The sequence below is a fragment of the Mahella australiensis 50-1 BON genome (assembly GCF_000213255.1).
Classification (GTDB): domain Bacteria; phylum Bacillota; class Clostridia; order Mahellales; family Mahellaceae; genus Mahella; species Mahella australiensis.
This window is the reverse complement of record NC_015520.1, coordinates 1,260,529-1,284,490: the sequence shown is the minus strand read 5'-3', so window position 1 is coordinate 1,284,490 and position 23,962 is coordinate 1,260,529. Positions and strand designations below refer to the sequence as shown.

Below are 23,962 nucleotides of genomic sequence, written 5' to 3'. Positions count from 1 at the left end.
TTCATTCTCCAGTAAAGAGCAGATCCGGTCTGCGACCGTATATAAATAAAACGACGCCACCTGTAAATAGTCCCTCAAGCAATGCTATAGGCAACTGCGTAGGCATGTAAAGCGCTAAAAAAGCCATAATATGCTTGCCTATATCATGCATTCCCAGAGCCAAAGACAACTGCAGAGAAACACCTACATAAACCGCCATATCTCCTATAAAGCCAGCTAACCCGGCCGCTACGCCTATATTGGCCTTTAGCTTTAGCATTGTATAATATACAACAAAGGCTGTAAAAGCGCCGATAATACCCATTGTAACGATATTTGCGCCCAGGGTTGTTATGCCACCCTCGCCAAGAAGTAATGCTTGCAACAGCAAAACCACAGTGCTGACTATTATAGTAAGTTTAGGCCCGATTAGCAATGAAACTAACGGCGTGGCAGCAGGATGGGACGTACTACCCGTAACAGGTATGGGCAATTCTATTGCCGTCATAACGAACGTCGCGGCAGCCATTATAGCTACCATCGGTTTGATTTCCGGTTTGTCTTGCAATGACTTTTTATAGCTTCTGCCGCTAATAGCGACACCACTTACGGCTAAAACGCCGTATGCGATACACCATCCTGCAGGTAATGTACCATCGGCTAAATGCATAAAACCTCACCTCCTTTCGAAGCCTCTATGAGCAGCGCATTTACTATACCCGCCGCTATATTGCTGCCGCCCTTAGGCCCATTGATTACGATAAACGGCGCTTCTAAAGTTTTTATGTATTCTTTAGAATCAGCCGCACCCACAAACCCTACCGGTACGCCTATGATCAAATACGGCTGGATCTTGCCACCTTCTATAAGTTCACCCAGCTCATAGAGCGCGGTAGGCGCATTCCCTATAGCAAATATAGCCCGTGGTGCCAATGCAGATTGGGTTCTTATGGCAGCGGCCGCTCTGGTCATGCTCTCATGCATAGCCATCATCTCTATAGAGGGATCGTCTATGCCGCATCGGACTTCACAATTCAATTTTTGCAGCCGCTTCTTATTTATGCCAGCTTGAGCCATGCGCGTGTCGGTTATTATAACGCATCCTTTTTTTAATGCCTCTATACCGGCATCCACAGCATCTCGGCTAGCCTCTAACAGCTCTGCAAAAACAGGGTCGGCAGTGGTATGCACCACCCTTTTTACTATAGGATAAAATTTATCGTCCCATCGCTTGTATGCCAAGAGCCCGTCTATTATATCCATACTGGTGTTTTCAATTACCTTAGGGTCTGTTATGTGCGCCATTTAAACGTGCTACTCCTTCCAAAGCTTTGTCTATGACGATATCGGCTATTCTGTCATCATTGCCTATGTAACCGCTCAATACAATTTCAGTATTCGGGTAATGTTTTTTCATTCTATCTATCAAAGTAGGTATATCTATTTGCATATGATTTCCTGGGAAAAGAAACAGCGGTACCAGCACTATGCGCTTTATGCCTTTCCCTACCATAGCGTTCACTGCCTCTTCTATATCAGGATGCTCAAATTGCAATGAAGCGGTATATACAGGGCAATAAGACCATTTCGACTTTACCTTGTCCGTTATGGACTGTAGTACGTACGATGCTTCGCTGGCTCGGCTACCGTGGGCCAAAATCAATATGCCGTCTGTCTTATCTGAAGTCATGCTGTTCATACACTTTTACCTCTCGAACTTAAATTTTGCGTTATAAAGTGGCGTGCCAATTCCGGATGAGCAAAGAAATCTATGTGCACATAGGTGGCTAAACAATTCTTATATACATAGCCGCATGGCCATGACTTATCGCTGTCGCCTTTTGTTTTTTTCACGCTGTAACATGCGTTGGGCAATGTACCTTTTATCTCAGAATGATGGAATTCATGGCCTTTGAGTACATTTCCCGCTTCAGATAGTATATTGTCGGTTAATACCTCTGCTTCTACATACCCAAAATGTTTAAGGCCTTTGGTCATAACGGCTTCCACATCGTATATGCCCACCATGGGAAACCGTTGGCCGCTTAAATCCGTCAGAGACCGGCAAAGATACATGAGCCCGCCACACTCCGCGTAAACTGCAAGGCCATCCTCTATAGCATCCCTGACCGAGCGCAGCATCGATGTATTTTGGCTCAATTTTGCCGCGAAAATTTCAGGAAAGCCCCCGCCTATGTATAGGCCGTCTATATCGCCGGGTAGTGCTTTATCGTGTAAAAGGCTCACCGGTACCATCCTGGCTCCCATTTCTTCAAATGTCTCCAATCCAGCCTTATAGTAAAAATTAAATGCCTCATCCCACGCTACACCTATCTTGACCAAAGGATAATCTGTTGCCCTAACATGCCTGTTGCCTTCCTGCTTATCCCAACTCATATCTGCAATATCTATGATAGCGTTCAAATCCACATAATCCTTTATACATTGGCTCAAACGCGACAAATGCTCGTCTAACTCACTGTTCTCAAAAGCCGGCACTAAACCGAGATGGCGTTCGGGAATCATAACAGATGGATCATTCGGCAAATAGCCCAGTACCGATATGCCTATATCCCTTTCAATGCACCGTTTCAGCGACTCATAATGTTTGTGACTTCCCACCCTATTTAATATTACGCCTGCTAATTTCACATCCCGATCATAGTCCCTGTATCCCATGACCATTGCAGAGGCGCTAGCCGCCATAGAGCTCGCATCCAATACCAGTATCACAGGCAAGTTTAACAGCTTAGATATGTATGCCGTGCTACCATAAGAGCTGTCATCCATACCGTCATACATGCCCATCACACCTTCCACCACAGCTACATCGCCTAAAGGGGCTTTTTGTCCATAAAGGCACTTTACACCATCTTCACCTATCATATGTACATCCAAGTTATATGAGAAATTCCCACAAGCCCATCTATGATATGCCGCGTCTATATAATCGGGACCGATTTTAAATGGAATTATTTTATACATTTCCGATAAAGCTCTCATAATCCCCAAGCTTGCAGTAGTTTTTCCTGCTCCGCTATTTGTGCCGGCTATCACCATGCCGCAGGCCATACTATCACCCTTCATTTTAAAATTTAAAGGCCTCTTAACCCTGTACGATTAAGAGGCCTTATGTGTTGCAATAATACTGCATTCATATATTTCATGGCTCTTCCTCCATCGACCGTAGAGTTAGCACACCGACATAGGCAGGTTTCCTGGCTCAGGTTCATAGCGATTTTTGTCTTCCCAGTTTCCCAGTGACACGTCATCGCTCCCCTTACAGTGGCGGGACCGCGCGGGATTTGCACCCGACTTCCCTTTTAACTTATAGGCAAAGCTATAAAGCACCTATATCGTAAAGTTCAACTATTCAATTTTTTGTATTATACTCCATATCAAGAGCTGTGCGCTATAAATATCTTGTCATTTATGCAGCGTACTTGCATAATGTTATATCTCGGTAAGATTAAGAATATTTCAGCTTATGCTCTTACACCCGACTTTTCAAGGGACTTTTCATCAGCTACTGGTTCTTCATCTGTTTTTTCGTCCTCTATGGGTACGTAATGGCCACTATCATCCAAATGCACGTTAATATATTTATCAAATACCGCATTGGTGAAAGAGTTTACTATCAACCCACACAAACTAAAGGTTATAATAAACAGCGGCAAAACATAAAGGTAAATACTGGCTATGAACAATCCGACGCACAATGCAAATATACCTATCGTATGGGGTAATTTAGCCGCTGTAAATATAAAGGCGTTTTTAAGCATATCCCTTAGCCTTAGCTTATAAGTTACCATCATTGGATAAATGTATATATGCATCATGGCGAATATCAAAGCTATACCCAATACCAAATATTTTACCATAAAAAATATCTGGTTGGTCTGTCCCATCGCATTATAAAACCGTATATTCACCCATAATATAACCCCGGCTAGTACATCTATACCAAATACCGCCAATGCTTGCCAAAAATTAGACTTCATACCATCCCAGAAATCCGACCATACCCACGAATGATCATCCCTGGCCCAGTTTCTCAATACTAATGTCATACCTGCTGTAGCCGGCCCTATAGTTATTATAGGTATACAAAACAAGAGATAAAGCAAATTGAGCTGAACCAGTTTCCAAAACCGCACGCCTAGAACATCAAAAAACAGCTTAAATCTGCTACCGCTTACTTGTTCTTTTGTTAAATCAGGTTTTTTATCATTGCCATAATAAAGCCTGTTAAAAAAACCCCCTGCCATCCATAAAACCTCCGCTTCCATAGGATTTATATTATTATTTTAACGCTTATGAACCAATAATGCAACTCCAAAATTTAACGCAACTTTAACACAATTTCATAAACTATGTGATACAATAAAAGAAAAATATACTTAACTACAATATTGAAGGGAATGTATTATATGGTTAAAGTTATAGCTCATCGCGGCGATTCCGTTCACGCTCCCGAAAATACAATAATGGCCTTTGAGAAGGCTATAGAGTTAGGCGCCGATGGAATAGAACTTGACGTCCACATGTGTAAGGACGGTTATCTCGTAGTACACCACGATGAAACAGTAAATTCCCCCGATGGCAAAATGCTCATACGTGACATGAAACTTGAAGAATTAAAACAGCTAGACATGGGTTATGGGCAAAAAATACCTACATTAACCGAAGTATTTCGTCTCATAGGGAATATGGATTTTTTTATAAATATAGAAATAAAAACCAACATGATTACATACGACGATATCGAGCAACGCCTCGCTGATGAGATAAGACGGTTCGATATGGTAGAAAGGACATTAGTATCATCCTTCAACCATTACAGCCTGCGCAATTTGAAATGCATAGAACCGGCCATAGCTATAGGCCTTTTATACCAGTGCGGTTTAGTGGAACCATGGTGGATGGCTCTTCGTTTGAAAGCCCGCTCACTGAACCCTTTTTATACCAATATAACCCCTTCACTGGTTAGAAACTGCCAATATTATGGCATAGAACTATATCCTTGGACAGTAGATAATCCGATAATTATGAACGATATGATAAATGCCAAAGTGACAGGTATAATAACCAATGATCCGGCAAAACTACTGGATATCCTGCGCAGCGTTCAGCCACTGTAGGATGAGCGCTCGCTTCTATTTTATTATAACCTGCTGCCCTTCTTTGAGGCCAGATAAAATCTCGATTTCTGTTGATGTAATGATGCCAGTTTCAACATCTACTTCTTTTTTTGTATTCCCATCCAATATCTCAACGTAATTCCTGTTCATGTAAGTACGCACAGTTTCCTTCGGTACTATTAAAGCGCCTTCTTTTTGAGCTAATATAATATTTATGGTTATACTATCCCCAACTATGGCTTCCTTAGGCATCTCAGGTGCTTTTATAATAACCGGTGCAATCGCTGCAGCATTCTCTCCGGATGAAGGAGCGCTATATGGGCACGATATCACCTCGCCAGCAATAACCTTGCCGCCCAAAGTAAGATTTACTTTCATTCCAGGTTTAATTATCATTGGATCAGCGAGATTAGCGGGATCAAAACTTACCTGTAAATCATTCGGATCCGCTATTTGGATTATCACTTTATAAGCCGGTATGTTATCGCCTTTTTTAACAGTTTCCTTAAACGTTATTACCCCGTCTATAGGTGATATAATTTCAGCCTGCCGCCTCTGTTCCTCCAGTCTATCTACATTAATCTCTACAGAATTAAGATTTAATTGTGCCTGTTCTAAAGAATACTCTGCGTTCTTTATTGCCGCGGAATCACCTGTTTTTTTCGCATTAGTCAATGCCTCTTTTGCACGTTCAACATCCAATTCAGCTTTATCTAGATCCAATCTAGCTAATTCGATCTGTTCATCGATATTACCTATATCTAAGCGTGCCAGAATCTGCCTTTTTTTTATTTGTCCCCCCATATTGACATCGATGGATTCCAATCGACCATCTGTCTTAAAATACAATGGATAATTTTTGGCCGAAATAATAGTTCCCTGACCTTTTATATCGTTGGTAATAGTTCCGCGTTTTACTTCCACCGTCTGATACTGCTCTCCTTTAGGCTTTGTAAGGGGTGGAACAAGAGCTTCGCTTTTTTGAGGGAGTAAAGCACATGCCGATAAACTCATAATAGTAATTACAGCTATTGCAAATATAAATAAACATTTAATGAATACGATTTTAATGCGCAACAACATATTATTTACCTCCACAGAACACCAAATAAAATATGACCATTACAATGTTTATTATATCATACGCCTATTTAAAATGAAACTATAAAAAGCTAATTTTTTATGCTCAACCAGTATCCCAATTTGTTGTAATATTTCTTTTTGATCTTGTTGCTTAATGTCTGTAAGTCTGTTATAATATCTTTAATGAAAATATTAGATAAAAGGGGTAGTAAGATGAACGCTGAACTCAAATTATTGGCCTTTGACTTTGGCGCCAGTAACGGGCGTGGTATATTAGGCAAGTTTAATGGTCGGGACCTTCAAATGGAGGAAGTACATCGTTTCCCAAATGATCCTGTACAGATTCCGGATGGATTGCATTGGGACATATTGCGCCTCTTCCATGAAATAAAACAAGGTATACTAAAATGTGCTACCCACGGTAATTCAGATTTAGCTGGCATAGGTATAGATACATGGGGTGTAGACTTCGGTTTGTTAGACAAATCCGATGAACTGCTAAGTAACCCTTACCATTATCGCGATAAGCGTACATATGGCATGATAGAAGAAGCATGTAAACGAATAGATAAAATAGGTTTATTTTTAAAGACAGGCAGTCAGTTCCAACCATTTAATACTATTTACCAATTATTTTCAATGGTTTTAAATGATTCTCCTGTGTTAGAAATAGCTCAAACTATGCTGCTCTTGCCCGATCTTTTTGATTTTTTATTATGCGGTGAGAAAGCCACTGAATTTACAATTGCATCTACTACGCAGTTATACAATCCTTTACAAAACGAGTGGGCATGGGATGTTATAGACACAATGGGCATACCCCGTCATATTTTTACGCCTATGACACCAGCCGCTTCAATACGAGGAAAGATAATGCCTGCCGTAGCAGAAGAATTATTCATAACACAAGTACCGATCATAGCAGTAGCCTCTCACGATACGGCCTCAGCTGTTGCCGCTGTGCCGTATAAAAGCCAAAATGCAGCTTTCTTGAGCAGTGGCACATGGTCGCTTATAGGCATAGAAACCGAATGCCCTATTATGAACCCAAGGGCTTTGGAGTATAACCTTACCAACGAAGGATGCATTGGCGGTACATTTCGCTTCCTTAAAAATATAGCAGGTCTCTGGATCATACAGGAATGCAAACGTTTCTGGGATAAAGAAGGTACGGTAGAAAGCTATGACCAACTGACGCAACGAGCGCAACGAGCTGAAGCGTTCTTATCATTTATCGATCCTGACGACGAAATATTCTATAGCCCGGGCAATATGCCCGAAAAGGTACAACTATTTTGTTCGCGAACTGGGCAACATGTACCGCAGGATAAAGGTGAGATAATAAGATGCGTTTTGGAAAGTCTGGCACTAAAGTATCGCTCAGCTATAGAAGAGATAGAAGAGACATCTGAACGCAATATAGATATGATAAATATTGTAGGTGGAGGTACCAAGGATAAAATGCTGTGTCAATTTACAGCAGACGCCACGCACCTTCCGGTAACAGCAGGACCAGCAGAGGCCACAGCTATAGGAAATTTGATGGCGCAGGCGATAGCATTAGGAGAGATAAATGATATAAGCGAAGCACGAGAGGTTATAAAGAGCTCATTTCCAACCGATGAATATATGCCTCAAAATGCAGATTCATGGGATGAAGCATATGGAAAATATAAGATGCTTGTTAATGATCGAGTATAGAGTAGCTTGATATATTTCCCTTGCCACATCCCGCAACATAACCACAACGAATGGAGGGCTCTCCTCTACTGTTCGCTTATCAACAAGCATCATAGACCCTTTCCTTCAATTTCGACCGGTTAAATACGATATTGCAGTACTATATTGTAATCATTGTTATAATTAAAAGTGAAATGGTGAGCAAAATGGTTCAAACAATCTGTATGGCTTTCAAGGACATAAACCCGCACGTACGCTTTGCTAACCTGCTTGTATGTCCAATCGGTTTTTGCGAGGGCCCGAGAAAGATATACGATCATCAATTTCTTTACGTACATTCCGGCCACGGTCTAATAAAAATAGGCGATAATGAATATGAGGCCTCGGCCGGCGATCTATTTTTCTACAGTCCAGGCCTCATCCATACTATGACAGCCGATAACACTAATCCATTTGTGTTAACCGGCATACATTTTGATTTTACAAAAAACCATACGGACAAACTATACCCTATAGGACCTTTCGATTTGGCATCTTTCCGCACGGACAATATAACTGAGAATATTCAATTCCTAGACTTTGGCGGATTTAAGGATAAAGTAAGCTTTCAAGATAGCAGCCGTATGAGATCATTGATCATGTCAATAGTAAAGGAATACGAGGATCAACGCCGCTATAATCAAACTTGCCTGGACGGCTATTTTCTCGCCTTCCTTGGCATTGTTGCACGATACACTATCGCCGAAGACAAGAATAGCCGTAATGATAATCACCTCGTCAATGAAATAATAGAATATATACAGATCCATTACGATCAAGACATCACTAATAAACAGCTAGCTGATATTTTTCATTTTAATCCAAATTATCTCAATCATATTATGGTAATACATACCGGGGTATCATTACACCAATACCTCATAAACACGCGCATACGCCGTTCGCTTGATATGCTTTTGTACACTGACATGAGCATATCCCAAGTATCCGCTGCAGTAGGTTTCTCTGATATCCATTACTTTTCCAGGCTTTTTAAACAAAGAATTGGCTATCCTCCAAGCGTTGTAAAAGAATATATAAAACCTACACAATAGCGACCAGTTTCCCTAATCCCTCATTTACCCAATTTTATAAGTATGAGCTACTTCAACCATGGCTAATATATTCTCGGCAGGTATATCGGGATGCAACTCAGTGGTGGACCCGAGAAAATATCCTATGCCTCCGGCATACTCTATAGCCTGTACACATGCCTGGCGTACCTCCTCCGGCGTGCCAAAAGCCATTAGCTGGCTTACATCTATGCCTCCAGTTATAAATATCTTGTGCCCATAACGCTGCCTGACCTCTTTTATGCTCATACCGGCTATAACCTCCATTGGGTTTATACCGTCTATCCCAGCTGCCACAAGATCGTCCATAATGGGCATAAGATTACCGTCAGAATGGAATAGACACTTCACACCGGCTTCGTGATATGTATCATTAAGCCGCTTTAACCTCGGGAAAAACTCTTTTCTTAGAAATGTCGGCGAGAATATAGGGCCGTTTTTATAGGCTATATCAGTGTAAGTAAGCATTATAAGTAAGCATTATAGGAACCAGATCAGGATCGGCTATGGCTTTGGCTCGCCTTATCTCAGCCTGGTTATTAGCTTCCAGCCACTCCGATACCAAATCAGGGTCATCTGCTATAAGATAACTTAGCAACTCTATACCTGCCATGGTTCGCACCCAATCCAGTCCTACATCGCTTTCTATAATTATGACGGTATCATCGCCTATGCCTTCTTTATGCTTCGTAATATAACTCCTATAATCTTCAACATAAGCCTTATCCGGCCGCCAATTATTTTTTCTATCTATATCCTTTTCTATCCATTTCTTCAAGCCTTCGACATCATCAAAGGGTCTTTTTTCTACCCACGACGTATACCTATCGTTAAAATGAACGAAGCCATCCGCATCGGTCCAATGGCCCGGATGAAAGTTTGGTACGCAGAGCATGCGGGTCATATCCAATGCGTTGCGTATAGCCGTATATTCCAGACGCCAGGCATTTTCCTCGGTTATCGTTTCGCCCCCATAGTATTCCCGTATATGATCATTGTCTATTATGTCGTATACAGGTATCCTGTCGGTTTCCTGGAAGTTTATTGTTCTGAGAACACGCTCTTTTTTGGTCATCGAGTTCATGAGCTATCCCCCTATTCATGCATAATTCTGTTTTATTATACACCAATTCATAGATAAATATATAGGATGTTTTTCTCGCTTTAATCCCGCGCAATAGCGGACGGTTAATCAATTATCTCATCTGCAATTTTGACGGATCGTTTCTCTGTAATGGGAAGGGCTATCCCCTACTACTTGCTTAAAAACCCTAGAAAAGTAATTGTTGTCGATAAACCCTATATCCTCGGCTATTTTGGAAACCGAAAGATTAGAACAATCTAATATTTCGCATGCCTTGGCTATTTTAAATATCTTTACGTATTCCATAGGACTTAGGCCGGTCATGCTCTTGAATATCTTAGAAAAATAATCTGAGCTTAGGCCAACGGTCGATGCAATATCTTCCAACCTCAATGGCCGCATATAATTTTCCTCGATATATGATAGCGATTTATAAAACTCAGGTGTCAGAAAATACTTGCCGTTTTTACTGTTCTTGTCTTGCTCGATAAACTCTCGAACCAATATTATCAGCAGCTCAAGCAGATGCCCCTTCAACTTAATCTCCCAACCTAATGCTTTATCATGGTTTTCCTTGACCATCGCCTGCATAAGTTGTGATACCTCGCTCCTAATGCCTGGCTGCAAATGAACCCTATTCCAACCGGTATCCCTTTGGTTATTGAAGATCGCCCTCAAGCAATCCGCTCCTCGAATGTTTTTCAATTCATCTGAAATAGCGTCTTCTGTAAAAAGGCAATTGTAAATAACTGCGTGGACCGGGTTTTTATAGCCGTGTCGGCACCCAGGATAAATGCCAAACACATCTCCCGATGTCAGTATAGTTGTTTGACCATCGGTTATATGCAGTGAAAAACCTGATTCCATATATACTAGCTCATAGAATTCGTGATAGTGAGAGGCCACGCCCTCACTATGCACGTATCTATCTACATATATAGGTATGGATCTGGAATCGAAGAAATTCCCTTGGCTTAAATGATTCATCATTATCCCCTCATTACTTCTTGAAAAACCATTGTTCGGCGGCGAAATTCTGTGCTATAGCGAAACCGGAATCGGTAAAATTAGCTATTTTAGCGTTCACGCAAACCGGTTGTATAACATTTTGTGTTGAAATAAGATACCACAAATTCTCTTTCATATTAGCAGCCATAGCTTGGGCATTTTTCCGCGCTTGATCAGGCGGCAAAGCCCGAATGCCGTCCATCATCTCGAAAAATTCTTTGACGTTTTCCGGCGGTTCCTCCCCTTCCTTGCCATTACTAATCCACCAACGATTCCACAACAGCGCCCATTTATCTTGGCCCCATTCAGCTCGCATCCACATGACCGGCCCCGGTGCAAATGCTACGGTCGCCTGCAATTCATTGGCACTATTTCTTTGGCCCCATAAGGATGAATCTATGACTTTCAAAGATACGTCCAGATCCAATCGTTTCAATTGCTCGACGGCCAACTGAGCAAACGGGACAGTATCCGACATAAGAGGCGCCACCTCAAAATGAATGGTAAAGCGCTTGCCATCCGGTCCGAGGCGCAATCCATCCGAACCTTTTTTCATACCCATTTCCTCTAAAAGTTTCTTGCCCTTTTCTAGATCAAAAGTTGTATCCTCTATATCAGCGGGCTCTGCCAATCCATAGTATATGCTATCAGCGATTTCTTCTTTATCCAGAGCATAATTCAATGCTTTTCTGAAACGCACATCTTGTACCACCTGCCTCCATACAGGGTCATCGTTTGTCAAGTTAATGAATATATCTGTGGCAGTACGGTGTAACTTTGTATTGACATAGGTTTTATAACCGCCTTTGCTTTCATTTTCCTTATAAAGGGGCAACTTAGCCGGCGTAGCGAATTCATATGAGTGATCCACTTCGCCTCCCAGGAATTTCATGGTAGCCATCTCCAGGTTTTGCACAAATACGCTGCTTATCTCATCGATATATGGCAATTGATTGCCTCGTGCATCCACTTTAAAATAATACGGGTTACGCTTATATATATACGTATCCTTGTTTATTTCGGTAAGTAACCATGGAGTCAGCGCAGGAAAGCCGATGGCTTGAGGCGTGGTTACCTCCCAATTGGTTATGTCAACCTTGTTGAATAAACTAACCCAATCATCTTTAGCAAATCCCGCTTCTTTGATTTTGGGCTCCAATTGTTCTAACGGCGTATACTTTATATGATAATTTTTTAAAAAATGTTCTGGTTTCAAAAGGTCGGTATAGCCGCGCCACCCTTCCACAGCTAATTGTAGCGGAAAGCCGCCATACGGTTCATCAAAATGGATCTTAAATGTGCAATCGTCTATGACACTAAATTTCATCGGCATGCCGGAAATATTACCTCCCGACTTAAGCCATGTTGGAAAAATAGGTGTCAATTCCTGGTTGAACAAAACATCCTCGATGGCAAATTTTACATCATTGACGGTAACCGGTTGGCCATCCGACCATTTCAATCCTTCCCGCATATGAAAGGTAAATTCCTTTTGGTCGCTGCTTGCCTCATAACCCTTCAAAACATTAGGCGTTATTTCCTGGCCCAATAAGCCAGGGGTATTGAGCAACGGTTCATTCATAGCTACAAAAACGGTATTGTCGCTTTCAGGTTCCGTTCTGACCGTCCTCAGAGTACCACCATAAGAGCCTATCTCATATTTTAGTATATCAGGCGGAAGTTCATTGGTCAATTTGGGATCTTTAGGTAATCTCTGCTCTATAGAGTGTAGCCCTCCGGCCTTTACCTTCTCAGCCAATATAGGAGATTCTTTAAAGCGTGCCTGTTCACCATCTGCCGATACAGCTTCACTTTGTTCCGTATCTCCTTTTGTATGCTGATCAGCAGACGATGTTTCTCCGTTATCTGTACTCTGACAGGCCATCAGCAATATAGATAAGAGCAGGGTCATTGCTATTAAACACCGCGATAATGGCATCCTATGCCTCATTTCTTAATCCTCCACATTCACTATCTCACCAGTATCCAGCGATTTAATAGCAGCCGCTATAACCCTTTGAGCGGCCAAACCATCAGCTCCGGTGCCATCTATATCCTCAGGTTTCGTACCCTCTCCCACCTGTTCTAAAAACCGATGCAAGCGAGCCTTAAATGTATCATCAAAATCCCTGTACCCTCCGAATACCGGATTTGTATATACTGTTTTTTCCAGGCTATCAGCCGGATACAGCGTCGCTTCTCGCCACATATCATCCAATACAAAACGGCCCTTTGTACCAGCAAACTCACAGCGCTCCATGGGATGACCGCGTTTGATATCATAGCTGCTGGTCAAATGACCCACTGCACCATTCCTAAACTGCACGTTTATAGAAGCCGTCGACCATATGGTACGGCCCGGCGCTTTCATTGCAAAACACTGTACTCTTGTTATATCACCGCAAAAGTGGCGCATTGTATCTACGGAATGTGGGTTAAGCGCCTTGAGATGAAAGTACGGTGATTCGAAGTCCTGAGGTTTTCCGATCCATAAGGCCATATTGAGAAACAACGGCTCACCCAGCCTGCCATCATCCACCCATTTTCTGGCTAAACGGGCTGCGGGCGTAAATCGATGATTGAAGTCCACACCAAAACACAATCCCTTTTCTCTAGCCAACGCCACCATCCTCTCGGCCTTCGGTATTTCATTGCATATGGGTTTTTCACAGAGTACATGGCAGCCGGCCGACAGAGCCTGTATGGTAGGCTCATAATGGTCGCTGCCGTACTCGTAGCCGCCGGTGGCCACGCTGCACAAGTCAGGGGCTAATTCGTCCAACATTTCCTGGGCATCTGTAAACCAAGGCACGCCTAAACGTTTGCCGGCTGATTCGGCTCTTTCAGGAACGATATCGCACACACCCACCAATTGGGCCAAGGCATCCTCTTTATAGATATTAGCATGCAGATTGCCTATTGGGCCCATACCTATAACGCATACACGCAGCATATCTATTATCCCTCCATATTATCTACATTGCTATTTTCTTTGTCTTCAGTTTCCAACATGGCCTGTATCTTCTGAGCCGCTTCCGGCGACCCTATATGCAACATATCATATGCCTGTTGGGAGGTCTTAAAAGGCCCACAGCCCAAACCATGCCAATCCAGGTTAGTATACATAGGATTAGAACGACCGATTTCACTCTCACGCTTCTTAATAAAGGCCTGCATACGGTTCTCCAGCAAAGATACTACTTCGGGCTCTTCTTCGGCTATATTGTGGTTCTCTCCAGGATCCTTTATTAGATTATAAAGCTCTATCTCGGGCTTAAAATGAAAATCCGGTTCCAAAGCGTGAATAAATTTCCATTCTGGCGTACGCCAACCGTGTTTGCGCATCCATGTACACTCTGTAATGTAAAACTCGGGCTCAGGCTCGCGCAGCTCATTTCTCATAAGTGGTGCCAAGCTACTGCCATTGAATTTGATCTGGGTATCTATACCCATAAGCTCCAAAATTGTAGGCATTACATCTTTTAGCTGACAATAATCGCCATATCGTTTGGCCGCCGGGACCTTTCCCGGATACCGTAAAATCAGCGGGACTGTGAGGGTACAATCATAAAGCCCATGATGATCAAACCAACATTCATGATCATAGAGAGTTTCACCATGATCGGCCGTGATTACGATCAACGTTTCTTCGTCTATACCCATAGCCTCTATTATTTCGAATATGTTTTGTATGCAGGCATCCATGTAGGCTATTGCTCCGTCGTATTGGGCTATAATATAGTCTTTATCGGTACAGCCAGGCGGGAACCACGTCATAAAGAAATCGCGGAATGGTTTAAACTCGTAAACCGGTTTAAGCGATTGATTGGCCTTATCGTATTCATTCCCTCCGTAGAACATGCGTTCAAAAGGACTGGGCGGAAGATAAGGGGCATGGGGATCCATGTGACGCAAAAAGAGGAAAAAGGGTTGATGTTGTCCAGCCAGGCGTTTTAATTCGGGAATAGCTACCTCATTGAGATTTTCAGCTTTAGGGCTTCTGCCCTCAGCGTAAGAACCCCAGCCGGCATACTCCAGATAGTTATGAAATCCTCGTGAAGCCGGATTCCCCTTAAAGCCCACACACGTAGTATTGTACCCATTTTCGCCCAACACCTCTGCCAGTGTCGGAACTCCTTCGGCTATATCGCCTTTATGTCTCAAGGCGACCACGTTGGTTCCAAAACAATCCATGCCTGTTAACATACACGAATAGCCCGATGTGGTAGGGATATGAGGGCTGAAAGTATGTTCAAATACCACACCGCCCGCAGCAAATTTGTCCATATGCGGTGTAGTAAGCCTATCATAACCATAAAGGCTCATATGATCAGCCCGTAAGCTGTCTATACCTATTAGAATCAAATTAGGCATCTTGCTCATGACCTTGTTCCTCCTCTTATCTGGCACCTAAAGCCTTAAGGCAGGCGTTCAGATATCCGCGGCTTTCCGCAGCGATAGCCACCACTTCAGGCAATTCCAAATCATTAGCCCCGATAACTTCCAGGCAGACCGGCCCGGAATAATCATTATCAACCATAACCTTGCAATAAGCCATCAGATCTATATCACCTCGTCCGCAAGCCTGATTAGCCGGTATCCCCGGCCCGGTATTGCGGCCTAAACAATCGCGTATATGTATATGCTTAACCCTGCCTATCACTTGCATAAGCGCCTGAGCAGGATCTTCTCCGGCTCTGTAAATATGACTTGGATCCATGTCGATGCCAAAAGCCGGCGAATGAATGCTATCCATAGCTTTTAAGGTGGTAGGCGTATTATATATGGCTAAGCCCACATGCGCCTTTACACAAAGGGTGATGCCATATGTTTCTGCTTTTTCGGACATTTTAGCCAATAAATCGATTTGTCTTTCCAAATCTCCATCTGCATCGGCTTTACCACCCGGACCTACATTTACTATTGGAATACCGATCTCAGCACCGGCTTCAAAGGCCTTAGTCAGTCTATCCTCATCCAATGAGGCTACTTCCATTGACAGAAACTTTAAACCATTTTCAGCCACGATATTTCTGAGCTTATCAGCCTGCTCACGCCACCGATCCAGCTCCAAGTGCTCGCACATGCCCTTTATCGCCGATATTTCTATGCCATCGTAACCTGCCAATGCTATATACTTAGCGGCCGTGGCGAAATCATAGCCTCCAAATAGCACCGAGTTTACACCCAACTCTATCATTTTAGCCCCTCCCAAACTTCCTTAATTAATTAAAGTTCTACGATACTATGGGTCTGCCAAGAACGAATAGCCGCTTCAATTATACGTTGTGCTTTTAATGCCTCTTCACCTGAACCATCGATTTTATCGTAACTAACACCGGCTTCGATCTGATCTATCCAAACGCCTATTCTATCCTTGAATGTTTCGTTAAAAGAACGCATACCGCCCAGATAATCATAGGTTTCGGTCTCAATGCTATTGCGCGGATAAAAGTGCAAATGCTCGCAAGCATCTTCCAGAACAAAGCGCCCTTTTGAGCCTACTACTTCACAGCGCTCAAGGCCATAGCTGCCGCCGGCATCGTAACTACCGGTCAGATTGCCCACAACATCGTTTTCAAATTGAAGTAACACCTGACAATTAGACCAGATATTCCGACCCTCGCCTTTCATCATAAAAGCCGCTACGCTCTTTACATCGCCGCAGAAATAGCGCATAACATCGAACGAATGCGGATGAAGAGCGCGCATATGAAACCATGGGGACGATTCATTAGGATTATTTATCCACATACGCATGTTTATGATATGAGTTTTACCCAAACGGCCGTTATTCATCCATTCCTTGGCTACGCGCGCCGCCGGCGTAAAACGATGGTTTAGATCAACGCCATATGGGACCTTTTTGCTTTTAGCCAACGCCACCATTTTTTCAGCGTCTTCTATATTATTGGATATAGGTTTTTCGCCTAGTACCGGTATGCCGGCCTCAAGCAGTTCCATAGTCGGCTTAAAATGATCCCCGCCATTTTCCACACCGGCCGTCGCCATACTACATGCATCCAGGTGTATACCGCTATCCAGCATCTCTTTTACACTGTAAAAGGCCTTGGCACCATACTTAGACGCGGCAGCGTCGGCCTTTTCTTTTATTATATCGCATACGGCTACCAACTCCACCTTGGGATTATTCATATACACGCCGGCATGCACGTTACCGATATTGCCCATTCCAACTATACCGACTTTTAATGCCATTTTATAAAACCCCCACATCTTTAATATTCATTCACTATCACTATAATAGCACTTTCTCCGAGGACCATATAGTACAAAAACGATGATTATAGCATATTTCCGTCTTCAGATTTCCATAGACCATAGTTAGCAAATTTATCGGACGGTAATGAAACACCAATAGCACCGTATTTGTTATAAAACCAGCCGCTCCGGCTACGGTCCTCGGTACTCATACGCCAGTCCAACAGTTTTAACCTATATGTTTCCACAACGCCTTTATAAAATGGGTTATCAGCCAAGTTATGCAATTCCTCGGAGTCATTTTCCATATCGAAGAGCATATCGGGTAAATCAAGAAAATGAACGTACTTAAATCGATGATCCCTCACCATCCATGCCCGGCGACGCTCAGGCGGTATACCTAAGACTTCCCCCGTATGGTAAAACTCATAATCCCAATCGGCATACACCGCTGACTGCCACGCCTCGGGCTTCCGGCCCCTTAAAAGCCCCATCAGGCTCTTGCCTTGGATGCGATGATCAATAGGAATATCGGCTTCTTCCATCATGGATGGAAGAAGGTCTATGGATTGAACAAAATCATAATTTATGCTACCTCGGGAAACATCATATTCCCCACCGGGACAATACACTATCAACGGCACGCGCACAGCTTGTTCATAGAACAACTCCTTTTCAAACAGCCAATGATCGCCTAGATATTCGCCGTGATCCGATGTAAATACGATCATAGTATTATCCATAAGACCATGCTGTTCCATATAGTCGAAAAGCCGCCCTAATTGCATATCAACCAGCGACATCATGCCATAATAGGTCGCGCGCATATGTTGCCATACCCAGCGGTTGTCGAAAGGTAAACTGCGCCGCTCCTTCCTAAAAGGCTCCATGATAGGGTGCTTTAATTCATCTTGGTTTCGGCATGGCCGAGGTACCTGAGCAGGGTCATATAAAGCGTTATATGGCGCTGGAGCAGCTATTGGCCAATGAGGGTATGTGTAAGATAGATGCATTATCCATGGCCGTTGCTCATGACTGCGCATAAATTCCATAGCCTTATCGGTAAGATAAGCCGGCGGGCTGTCTTCGGCTTTCACCCTCAACGGATATGGACAGGCTTTGAAATCCCAAGCAGATATGTTTTCTCCTTGAGGCGTTTTTACAGTCATGGCAAAATCATCTATGGGATCATCGGATATGTATCCCTTGCTCATCAAGAACTTACCATAATCCCAGCCCTCGGTAGCCAATACATCCATACCGCCGTCATTCAAGCGGTCCCTTTCAGGGTCGAAGCCACACCGAATGAGTTGAGGCAGTCTCTCATCGTCTGCGCTGTAATGTCCCTTACCTATCAATACGGCATCATAGCCATTACTTGTAAAATAATGCCCTATACTGCGTTCGTCCTCCGGCAGCGGCACGCCGTTCCACGTAGACCGATGCGCATGCATATAGCGGCCGGTATATAAGCACGTACGGCTGGGGCCACATACTGGCCATTGCACATAAGTGGATTCAAAACGCACACCCTTTTGCGCTAATTTGTCCAGAGATGGTGTCTTAACAACGGGGTGACCGGCACAACTCAAACAGTCAGCTCTCCATTGATCCGCCATAATAAACAATATATTCATCATATGCATCCTCCTTCAGCTTTGTTAACTTGGCTCATATGTCCGATTGGTTTTTGCGAGTACCTAAGAAGGATATACAATCATCAATTTCTCTACGTTCATACTCTTGAAATGTCATCAAAAAGTTCGGGTATGAATGTAAATACAATACCCGGAAATTAGTGTTTATATAGTTGGTAGATTATTCATTTCCCATAAAATAACCTTTCAGCACCAAAAAATTGCGCTATGTTAAATCCATTATCAGTATAATTGTGTATTTTAGCATTTATAGCGACAGGTTGTTTTATATTATCTGCAACTACAAAATACCATAGATTATCTCTCATATCAGCCCTTATTTTTTCATTATACTGTATAGATTGTTCAACTGGCGCACCACGCATATCTTCGATCAATTGATAAAAGTCTTTTACGTCTTGAGGTGGTTCTTCACCTTTTTGCCCATTACTCACCCACCACATATTCCATAGTGGCGCCCAATAACTTTGAGCCCAATCTGGATTTCCAGCTCCTAATACCGGACCATGCGTACCTATCACAGTAGCTTTAATTTCATTAGCAGCTACACGTGTGTTCCATAAACTAGCATCAATCTGTTTCATGCTAACATCTAGTCCCAATTCGCGCCACTGTTCAACAACTAACTGTGTTAAGGGCACAGTATCCGGCCTCCATGGTTGGACATCAAGCGGTATAGAGAATTTCTCTCCACCTGGTCCTAAACGTAAACCATCTGATCCTTTTTTCATGCCCATTTCATCCAATAATTTATTAGCCTCTTTAATATCACACTCTGTACCTTGTATTTCAGCCGGTTTTGCCATGCCATAGTAAACTGTATCCACTATTTCGTCTTTATCTAATGCCAGATTTAAAGCCTTTCTAAAACGTATGTCATAGATAACCTTTCTCCAAACTGGATCATCATAGTTGAAATTAAGTATAATGTCAGCACCCGTTCTATGCATATTTGGCATATAGATCTTGTAACCGCCATTAGCCTCATTTTCCTTAAGAAGCGGCAAGTCATTCAAAGAGATTAATTCACCGGAGTGATCGACTTCACCACCCAGCGTTTTCATAATAACCATTTGAAGGTCTTGTACATAGGTGGTATTAAGCTTATCTATATATGGTAATTGATTGCCTTTCTCATCTATCTCAAAGTAATAAGGATTTCGTTCATATTCTACTGTGCTAGTTGTAGCCTTTATCTGCATCCATGGACTAAGTACTGGAAAACCTATGGCATCGGGTGTTACCGACTCCCAATTAAGTACGTCTTTTTTGTTGAAGAGACTAACCCAATCGCTTTTTTGGAAACCAGCTTTTTCGATTTCCGGCTCAAGCTGTTCTAATGGAGTATATTTTACATGATATTTTTGCAAAAAATGTTTTGGCTTCAAAATATCAGTATAACCTCTCCAACCTTCTATAGACAATGTCAAGGGGAAACCCCCATAGGGCTGATCGAATATTATCTTAAAAGTATAATCATCCAAAATTTCCAATTTCATTGGCGTACCATCTACTTTACCTCCTGATCTTAACCATGCCGGGAAAACCGGTGTCAGCTTGGCATTAAATAGCACATCCTCTACTGCAAACCTTACATCTTCTGTCGTTACCGGTTGACCATCAGACCATTTTAAGCCCTCTCTCATATGAAAAGTAAATTCTTTTTGGTCACTACTAGCCTCGTAGTTTTTTACAACATTACCAGTTATCTCTTCCCCTAACAATCCAGGTGAATTTAACAACGGTTCATTCAATATGCAAAATACTGTGGAATCAAATCCTTGTTCATGCGTAACTGTTCTTAGGACGCCCCCATAGGTACCAATCTCATACTTGATCTGGCTAGCTGGCATATCATTGGCTATTTTGGGCTCCTTAGGTAACCGTTTTTCTATCGGTGGTAAGTCACCTGTTTTTACTTTATCAGCTAGTATAGGAGCCTCTTTAAGTTCTGTAGGAATACCTTGGGTTTGTTCGAATTCACTCATAACTTGTTCTTTTCCCCGATCCTTTGTCTCTTCGCCAGTTTGTTCAGTAGATTGTTCCCCATCTTCATTTGTAGAAGTACCACAACTCGTTATTATAATGGGCAACAACAAAGCTATAGTTAACATCCATACTGTAAACAGCTTTAACTTTCTCATTTAAAATTGCCTCCTAATTTTAATTTTTGATACGTTACACATGCCCTTTTACTGCCAAAATAGAAATTATACCGATTTTCTTATGGCCAGCTTGCATTAAACAGCATAATGAGCCCTCCTTTTGCTCGATTTGGCCTCTTAATTCCAGAGATTGTATGTCGAATGCTTTAATTTAAGCGCTTTAAGCTCGCGCAATAGCAGCCAGTTTCTCCATAAAGTAGCAGTAGTTTTCAAATGAAACATCAGGCGGGAAAGAATGATCAGGTCCGGGAACATAGCCACCATCATGTATTAGCGGCGCAACACGTGCCAGCTCTGCATCAATAGCCTCCGGCCCATGCGCCGCGGCTCGTTTATCTATACCAAACCACATGCGCAGGTCGCGGCCGTATTCTTTGCGAACTTTGAGTACATCCATGCCACACTGCACTTCAAATGGATAAAGGACATTTATACCCGCATCCAGCCAAATGGGAATAAGCTTTGTTATATTGCCATCACTGTCCAGCGATATGAACTCCACCCCTCTTGAGTGCAAGAAATCCACCACACGCCTGTACCTTGGCAAAGCAAATTTGCGAAACAACTCAGGGCTAACCAGCGGACCATTCTTATAGGCCATATCTTCCCAGAACCCGAAAACATCAACATCAGTATAATCCAGGATTTGATCCATCATCCGTATCATGAAGTCAGCCTCTGCTTCCATCATCTCTTCCAGAAATGCCGGATCATCATAGAAAAGCATGCACAATCTCTCTACTCCCAATAGATTCCTCAACGGCCCAAAGAAGCCACCCCAACGATCGGCAATGACTACAAGCGGATAATCACGCTGACGATAAGCAGCCAGCTTTTGTTTCCAATTTGGGCCAAGACGAGCGGCTAAATCCGGCTGCATCCTTTCCTTCCAGAAGGTGCGGAAATCCTCTCGCGTTTCCACAGGAAACCTTACAAACTGCGGCATTGACGACATAGGGTTATCTTTACGCTCGCGTATCAATATACCTTCATGGTTTATATAAAGCACCGTTCTTTCATCTTCTTCGATGACTTTATGCTCAAATGGCGGATTAGGAAAAAACCATCCTCCTTGCCAATCCCAGTAATCTGTTGAAATCGGCGGATTGTTCGGTTCATACCCTTCGCTAAGCCAGCGTTCAATAGTCTCAGGCCAAGCACCGAATTCGCGGTATGGGACTCGATCTACCGGTTTATATCTCATAGCAGCCAAAAACCGTTCCCGGTCGTTCATATGTCTGTTCAAACTCACAACTGTATTCTCCCTTCACCATTTTCATTGCTTCTGTAATTATCTCAATTGTAACACAAAAGAACAGTACAATATTTATACAAAACAAATATCTTCTTGCATAAAATATCTTTTCTTCGCTTTTATTATTGGTTCGTTTCGTACTGATACGGATTATTTCCCTTTATGAGCCAACAATGCTAAAAGATTGGCCTTTTGTGCTAAAAATCATATTGCCCTATATTATCATCTTTTTGTGCTAACAGCTTTATAGAAAATTGTATTATAATGATCCCAGAATTATAGTGAGAGGAGAATCTTATGTTTACTCAAGAACCGCTTTCATGTCGTCAGAGATTTATCAACACCATGGAGTATAAATCCGTAGATAGAATACCCAATCACGAAGTCGGCGTTTGGGGTCAAACTATGGATCGATGGCACGAAGAAGGATTAAATATGTATGATCTACATTGGGATTGGTTTACCGGCGAGGAATATTTCAATATGGATGCCAGAGAATATATAAACGTCAATTATGGGATGATACCGCCTTTTGAAACCGAAACCCTTGAGAAAACTGATCGATATGAGATCATACGCGATGAAAACGGCGTCATACGCAAGGCTTTGATCGAAGGTACGGCGTGGGGGACCAGAGCCAGTATGGATCAATTTCTGAGCTTTCCGGTCAAGAACATCAACGATTTCCGAGAGATCAAAAAACGATATGTAGCTAACTTAGGCCGTAGATATCCACCACAGTGGCAGGAGATAATGCTACCGAGATGGCGTCAAAGAGAACATGTGCTGGTACTTGGCAGAAATTGTAGCACGTTGGGTTTCTTTTGGAGAGCCCGAGAATGGATGGGAACCGAGAACGTGTGTTATGCATGGTATGATCAACCTGCGCTTATGCATGAGATGATGGAGTTTATAGCAGATTTCACCATCGAAGTATCGCACCCTATATTGGAAAAAACCGACGTAGATTACGTATTTATCAATGAAGATATGTCTATGAAAAACGGCCCCTTGTTAAGTCCGGATACCTATAAAACGTTCATCTTTCCCCGTATGTGCCGATTAGTGGATTATTTTAAAAGCCATGGTGTTCGTTACGTATGTGTGGATACTGATGGTAACTGCGAGGCTTTGATTCCTCTTTTGATGGAGGCAGGCGTGGATGCTATATGGCCTATGGAAAGAGCTGCCGATATGGATCCCATAAAGCTACGTAAGAAGTTCGGCAAAGATTTAAGGCTTTGGGGCGGCGTTGATAAGAGGGAATTGGCAAAAACTAAAGAAAACATAGATAAACACTTGGCCTCTCTATATCCGTTAATAGAGGAAGGAGGATTCATACCTACAGTCGATCACACAGTCCCGCCTGATATATCATTAGAAAACTTCAGGTATTATATGAAACGGAAAATGGATCTATTATCCGGAAAATTCTGATTACAAAAGGCAGTACTCCATTTATACACCTTTTATGATTATCCGGAATTAACACGCCGTATAAAAGTATATTTAGCAGTTTCCAGCTAATGGAGACTGCTAAATATTACAACTCATCTACCATAATTCTAAAGAAAT

Annotated in this window: 21 protein-coding genes and 1 riboswitch; of the genes, 4 read left to right on the top strand and 17 right to left on the bottom strand. The window is 42.6% G+C overall.

The window, feature by feature from the left end; genetic code table 11:
* Nucleotide 1: 1 nt before the first annotated feature.
* The 5 genes from MAHAU_RS06115 to MAHAU_RS06095 all read right to left on the bottom strand — a co-directional run bounded on the left by MAHAU_RS06115 (nt 2) and on the right by MAHAU_RS06095 (nt 4,247).
* A complete protein-coding gene (locus MAHAU_RS06115) occupies nt 2-649 on the bottom strand; it encodes an energy-coupling factor ABC transporter permease (protein ID WP_013780852.1) in 648 nt (215 codons plus the stop codon).
* Nucleotides 640-1,284: a precorrin-8X methylmutase gene (locus MAHAU_RS06110; protein WP_013780851.1), complete on the bottom strand. Its 645-nt coding sequence runs from the start codon at nt 1,282-1,284 to the stop codon at nt 640-642. The genes MAHAU_RS06115 and MAHAU_RS06110 overlap by 10 nt, the downstream gene beginning before the upstream one ends.
* Nucleotides 1,262-1,678, bottom strand: coding sequence for a sirohydrochlorin chelatase (locus MAHAU_RS06105; protein WP_013780850.1), 417 nt, complete (start codon nt 1,676-1,678; stop codon nt 1,262-1,264). Before MAHAU_RS06105 ends, MAHAU_RS06110 begins: the two co-directional genes overlap by 23 nt.
* Nucleotides 1,675-3,051, bottom strand: a complete 1,377-nt coding sequence (locus MAHAU_RS06100) for a cobyrinic acid a,c-diamide synthase CobB (RefSeq protein WP_013780849.1) — start codon at nt 3,049-3,051, stop codon at nt 1,675-1,677. The genes MAHAU_RS06105 and MAHAU_RS06100 overlap by 4 nt, the downstream gene beginning before the upstream one ends.
* A 119-nt stretch (nt 3,052-3,170) precedes the next feature.
* A riboswitch (cobalamin riboswitch) is annotated at nt 3,171-3,349 on the bottom strand.
* Between the two features lie 115 nt (nt 3,350-3,464).
* Nucleotides 3,465-4,247 carry a YesL family protein gene (locus MAHAU_RS06095; protein WP_013780848.1) on the bottom strand — a complete coding sequence of 261 codons (783 nt, stop codon included), beginning with the start codon at nt 4,245-4,247 and terminating at the stop codon, nt 3,465-3,467.
* Between the two features lie 162 nt (nt 4,248-4,409).
* Between MAHAU_RS06095 and MAHAU_RS06090 the strand changes: the two genes are divergently transcribed.
* On the top strand, nt 4,410-5,120 hold the full coding sequence (locus tag MAHAU_RS06090; protein WP_013780847.1) for a glycerophosphodiester phosphodiesterase: 711 nt from the start codon (nt 4,410-4,412) through the stop codon (nt 5,118-5,120).
* A 15-nt stretch (nt 5,121-5,135) separates the two neighbouring features.
* On the opposite strand, the gene MAHAU_RS06085 is transcribed toward MAHAU_RS06090, so the two are convergent.
* Nucleotides 5,136-6,203 (bottom strand): efflux RND transporter periplasmic adaptor subunit, encoded by a 1,068-nt coding sequence (locus MAHAU_RS06085; protein ID WP_013780846.1) that lies wholly within the window; start codon nt 6,201-6,203, stop codon nt 5,136-5,138.
* Nucleotides 6,204-6,416: 213 nt separating this feature from the next.
* On the opposite strand from MAHAU_RS06085, the gene MAHAU_RS06080 reads away from it, so the two are divergent.
* On the top strand, nt 6,417-7,904 hold the full coding sequence (locus MAHAU_RS06080) for a rhamnulokinase (protein ID WP_013780845.1): 1,488 nt from the start codon (nt 6,417-6,419) through the stop codon (nt 7,902-7,904).
* A gap of 185 nt (nt 7,905-8,089) precedes the next feature.
* Nucleotides 8,090-8,977: an AraC family transcriptional regulator gene (locus MAHAU_RS06075; protein ID WP_041643903.1), complete on the top strand. Its 888-nt coding sequence runs from the start codon at nt 8,090-8,092 to the stop codon at nt 8,975-8,977.
* 24 nt (nt 8,978-9,001) lie between these two features.
* Here MAHAU_RS06075 and MAHAU_RS06070 read toward each other — a convergent pair whose 3' ends face one another.
* The 11 genes from MAHAU_RS06070 to MAHAU_RS06020 all read right to left on the bottom strand — a co-directional run bounded on the left by MAHAU_RS06070 (nt 9,002) and on the right by MAHAU_RS06020 (nt 22,384).
* The gene (locus MAHAU_RS06070) at nt 9,002-9,463 is read right to left on the bottom strand and encodes a uroporphyrinogen decarboxylase family protein (protein WP_041643901.1); all 462 of its coding nucleotides are present in this window, start codon (nt 9,461-9,463) and stop codon (nt 9,002-9,004) included.
* Nucleotides 9,447-10,079, bottom strand: coding sequence for a hypothetical protein (locus MAHAU_RS06065; protein ID WP_041643899.1), 633 nt, complete (start codon nt 10,077-10,079; stop codon nt 9,447-9,449). The genes MAHAU_RS06070 and MAHAU_RS06065 overlap by 17 nt, the downstream gene beginning before the upstream one ends.
* Before the next feature lie 117 nt (nt 10,080-10,196).
* Entirely contained in the window at nt 10,197-11,069 is an 873-nt protein-coding gene (locus MAHAU_RS06060; protein ID WP_013780843.1) for an AraC family transcriptional regulator, read from the bottom strand.
* A 10-nt stretch (nt 11,070-11,079) separates the two neighbouring features.
* Entirely contained in the window at nt 11,080-13,038 is a 1,959-nt protein-coding gene (locus MAHAU_RS06055) for an ABC transporter substrate-binding protein (protein WP_013780842.1), read from the bottom strand.
* Nucleotides 13,039-13,041: 3 nt separating this feature from the next.
* Complete coding sequence (locus MAHAU_RS06050) at nt 13,042-14,040, bottom strand: Gfo/Idh/MocA family protein (RefSeq protein WP_013780841.1); 999 nt, start codon at nt 14,038-14,040, stop codon at nt 13,042-13,044.
* A gap of 5 nt (nt 14,041-14,045) precedes the next feature.
* Nucleotides 14,046-15,470, bottom strand: coding sequence for a sulfatase family protein (locus MAHAU_RS06045; RefSeq protein WP_013780840.1), 1,425 nt, complete (start codon nt 15,468-15,470; stop codon nt 14,046-14,048).
* 16 nt (nt 15,471-15,486) lie between these two features.
* A complete protein-coding gene (locus tag MAHAU_RS06040) occupies nt 15,487-16,287 on the bottom strand; it encodes a sugar phosphate isomerase/epimerase family protein (protein WP_013780839.1) in 801 nt (266 codons plus the stop codon).
* A 29-nt stretch (nt 16,288-16,316) separates the two neighbouring features.
* Entirely contained in the window at nt 16,317-17,306 is a 990-nt protein-coding gene (locus tag MAHAU_RS06035) for a Gfo/Idh/MocA family protein (protein ID WP_013780838.1), read from the bottom strand.
* An 86-nt stretch (nt 17,307-17,392) separates the two neighbouring features.
* The gene (locus MAHAU_RS06030; RefSeq protein WP_171804968.1) at nt 17,393-18,949 is read right to left on the bottom strand and encodes an alkaline phosphatase family protein; all 1,557 of its coding nucleotides are present in this window, start codon (nt 18,947-18,949) and stop codon (nt 17,393-17,395) included.
* A gap of 182 nt (nt 18,950-19,131) precedes the next feature.
* Nucleotides 19,132-21,111, bottom strand: coding sequence for an ABC transporter substrate-binding protein (locus tag MAHAU_RS06025; protein ID WP_013780836.1), 1,980 nt, complete (start codon nt 21,109-21,111; stop codon nt 19,132-19,134).
* Between the two features lie 181 nt (nt 21,112-21,292).
* On the bottom strand, nt 21,293-22,384 hold the full coding sequence (locus MAHAU_RS06020) for a uroporphyrinogen decarboxylase family protein (RefSeq protein WP_013780835.1): 1,092 nt from the start codon (nt 22,382-22,384) through the stop codon (nt 21,293-21,295).
* Nucleotides 22,385-22,684: 300 nt separating this feature from the next.
* Here MAHAU_RS06020 and MAHAU_RS06015 point away from each other — a divergent pair, with 300 nt between their 5' ends.
* A complete protein-coding gene (locus MAHAU_RS06015) occupies nt 22,685-23,824 on the top strand; it encodes a uroporphyrinogen decarboxylase family protein (RefSeq protein ID WP_013780834.1) in 1,140 nt (379 codons plus the stop codon).
* Nucleotides 23,825-23,962: the final 138 nt, after the last annotated feature.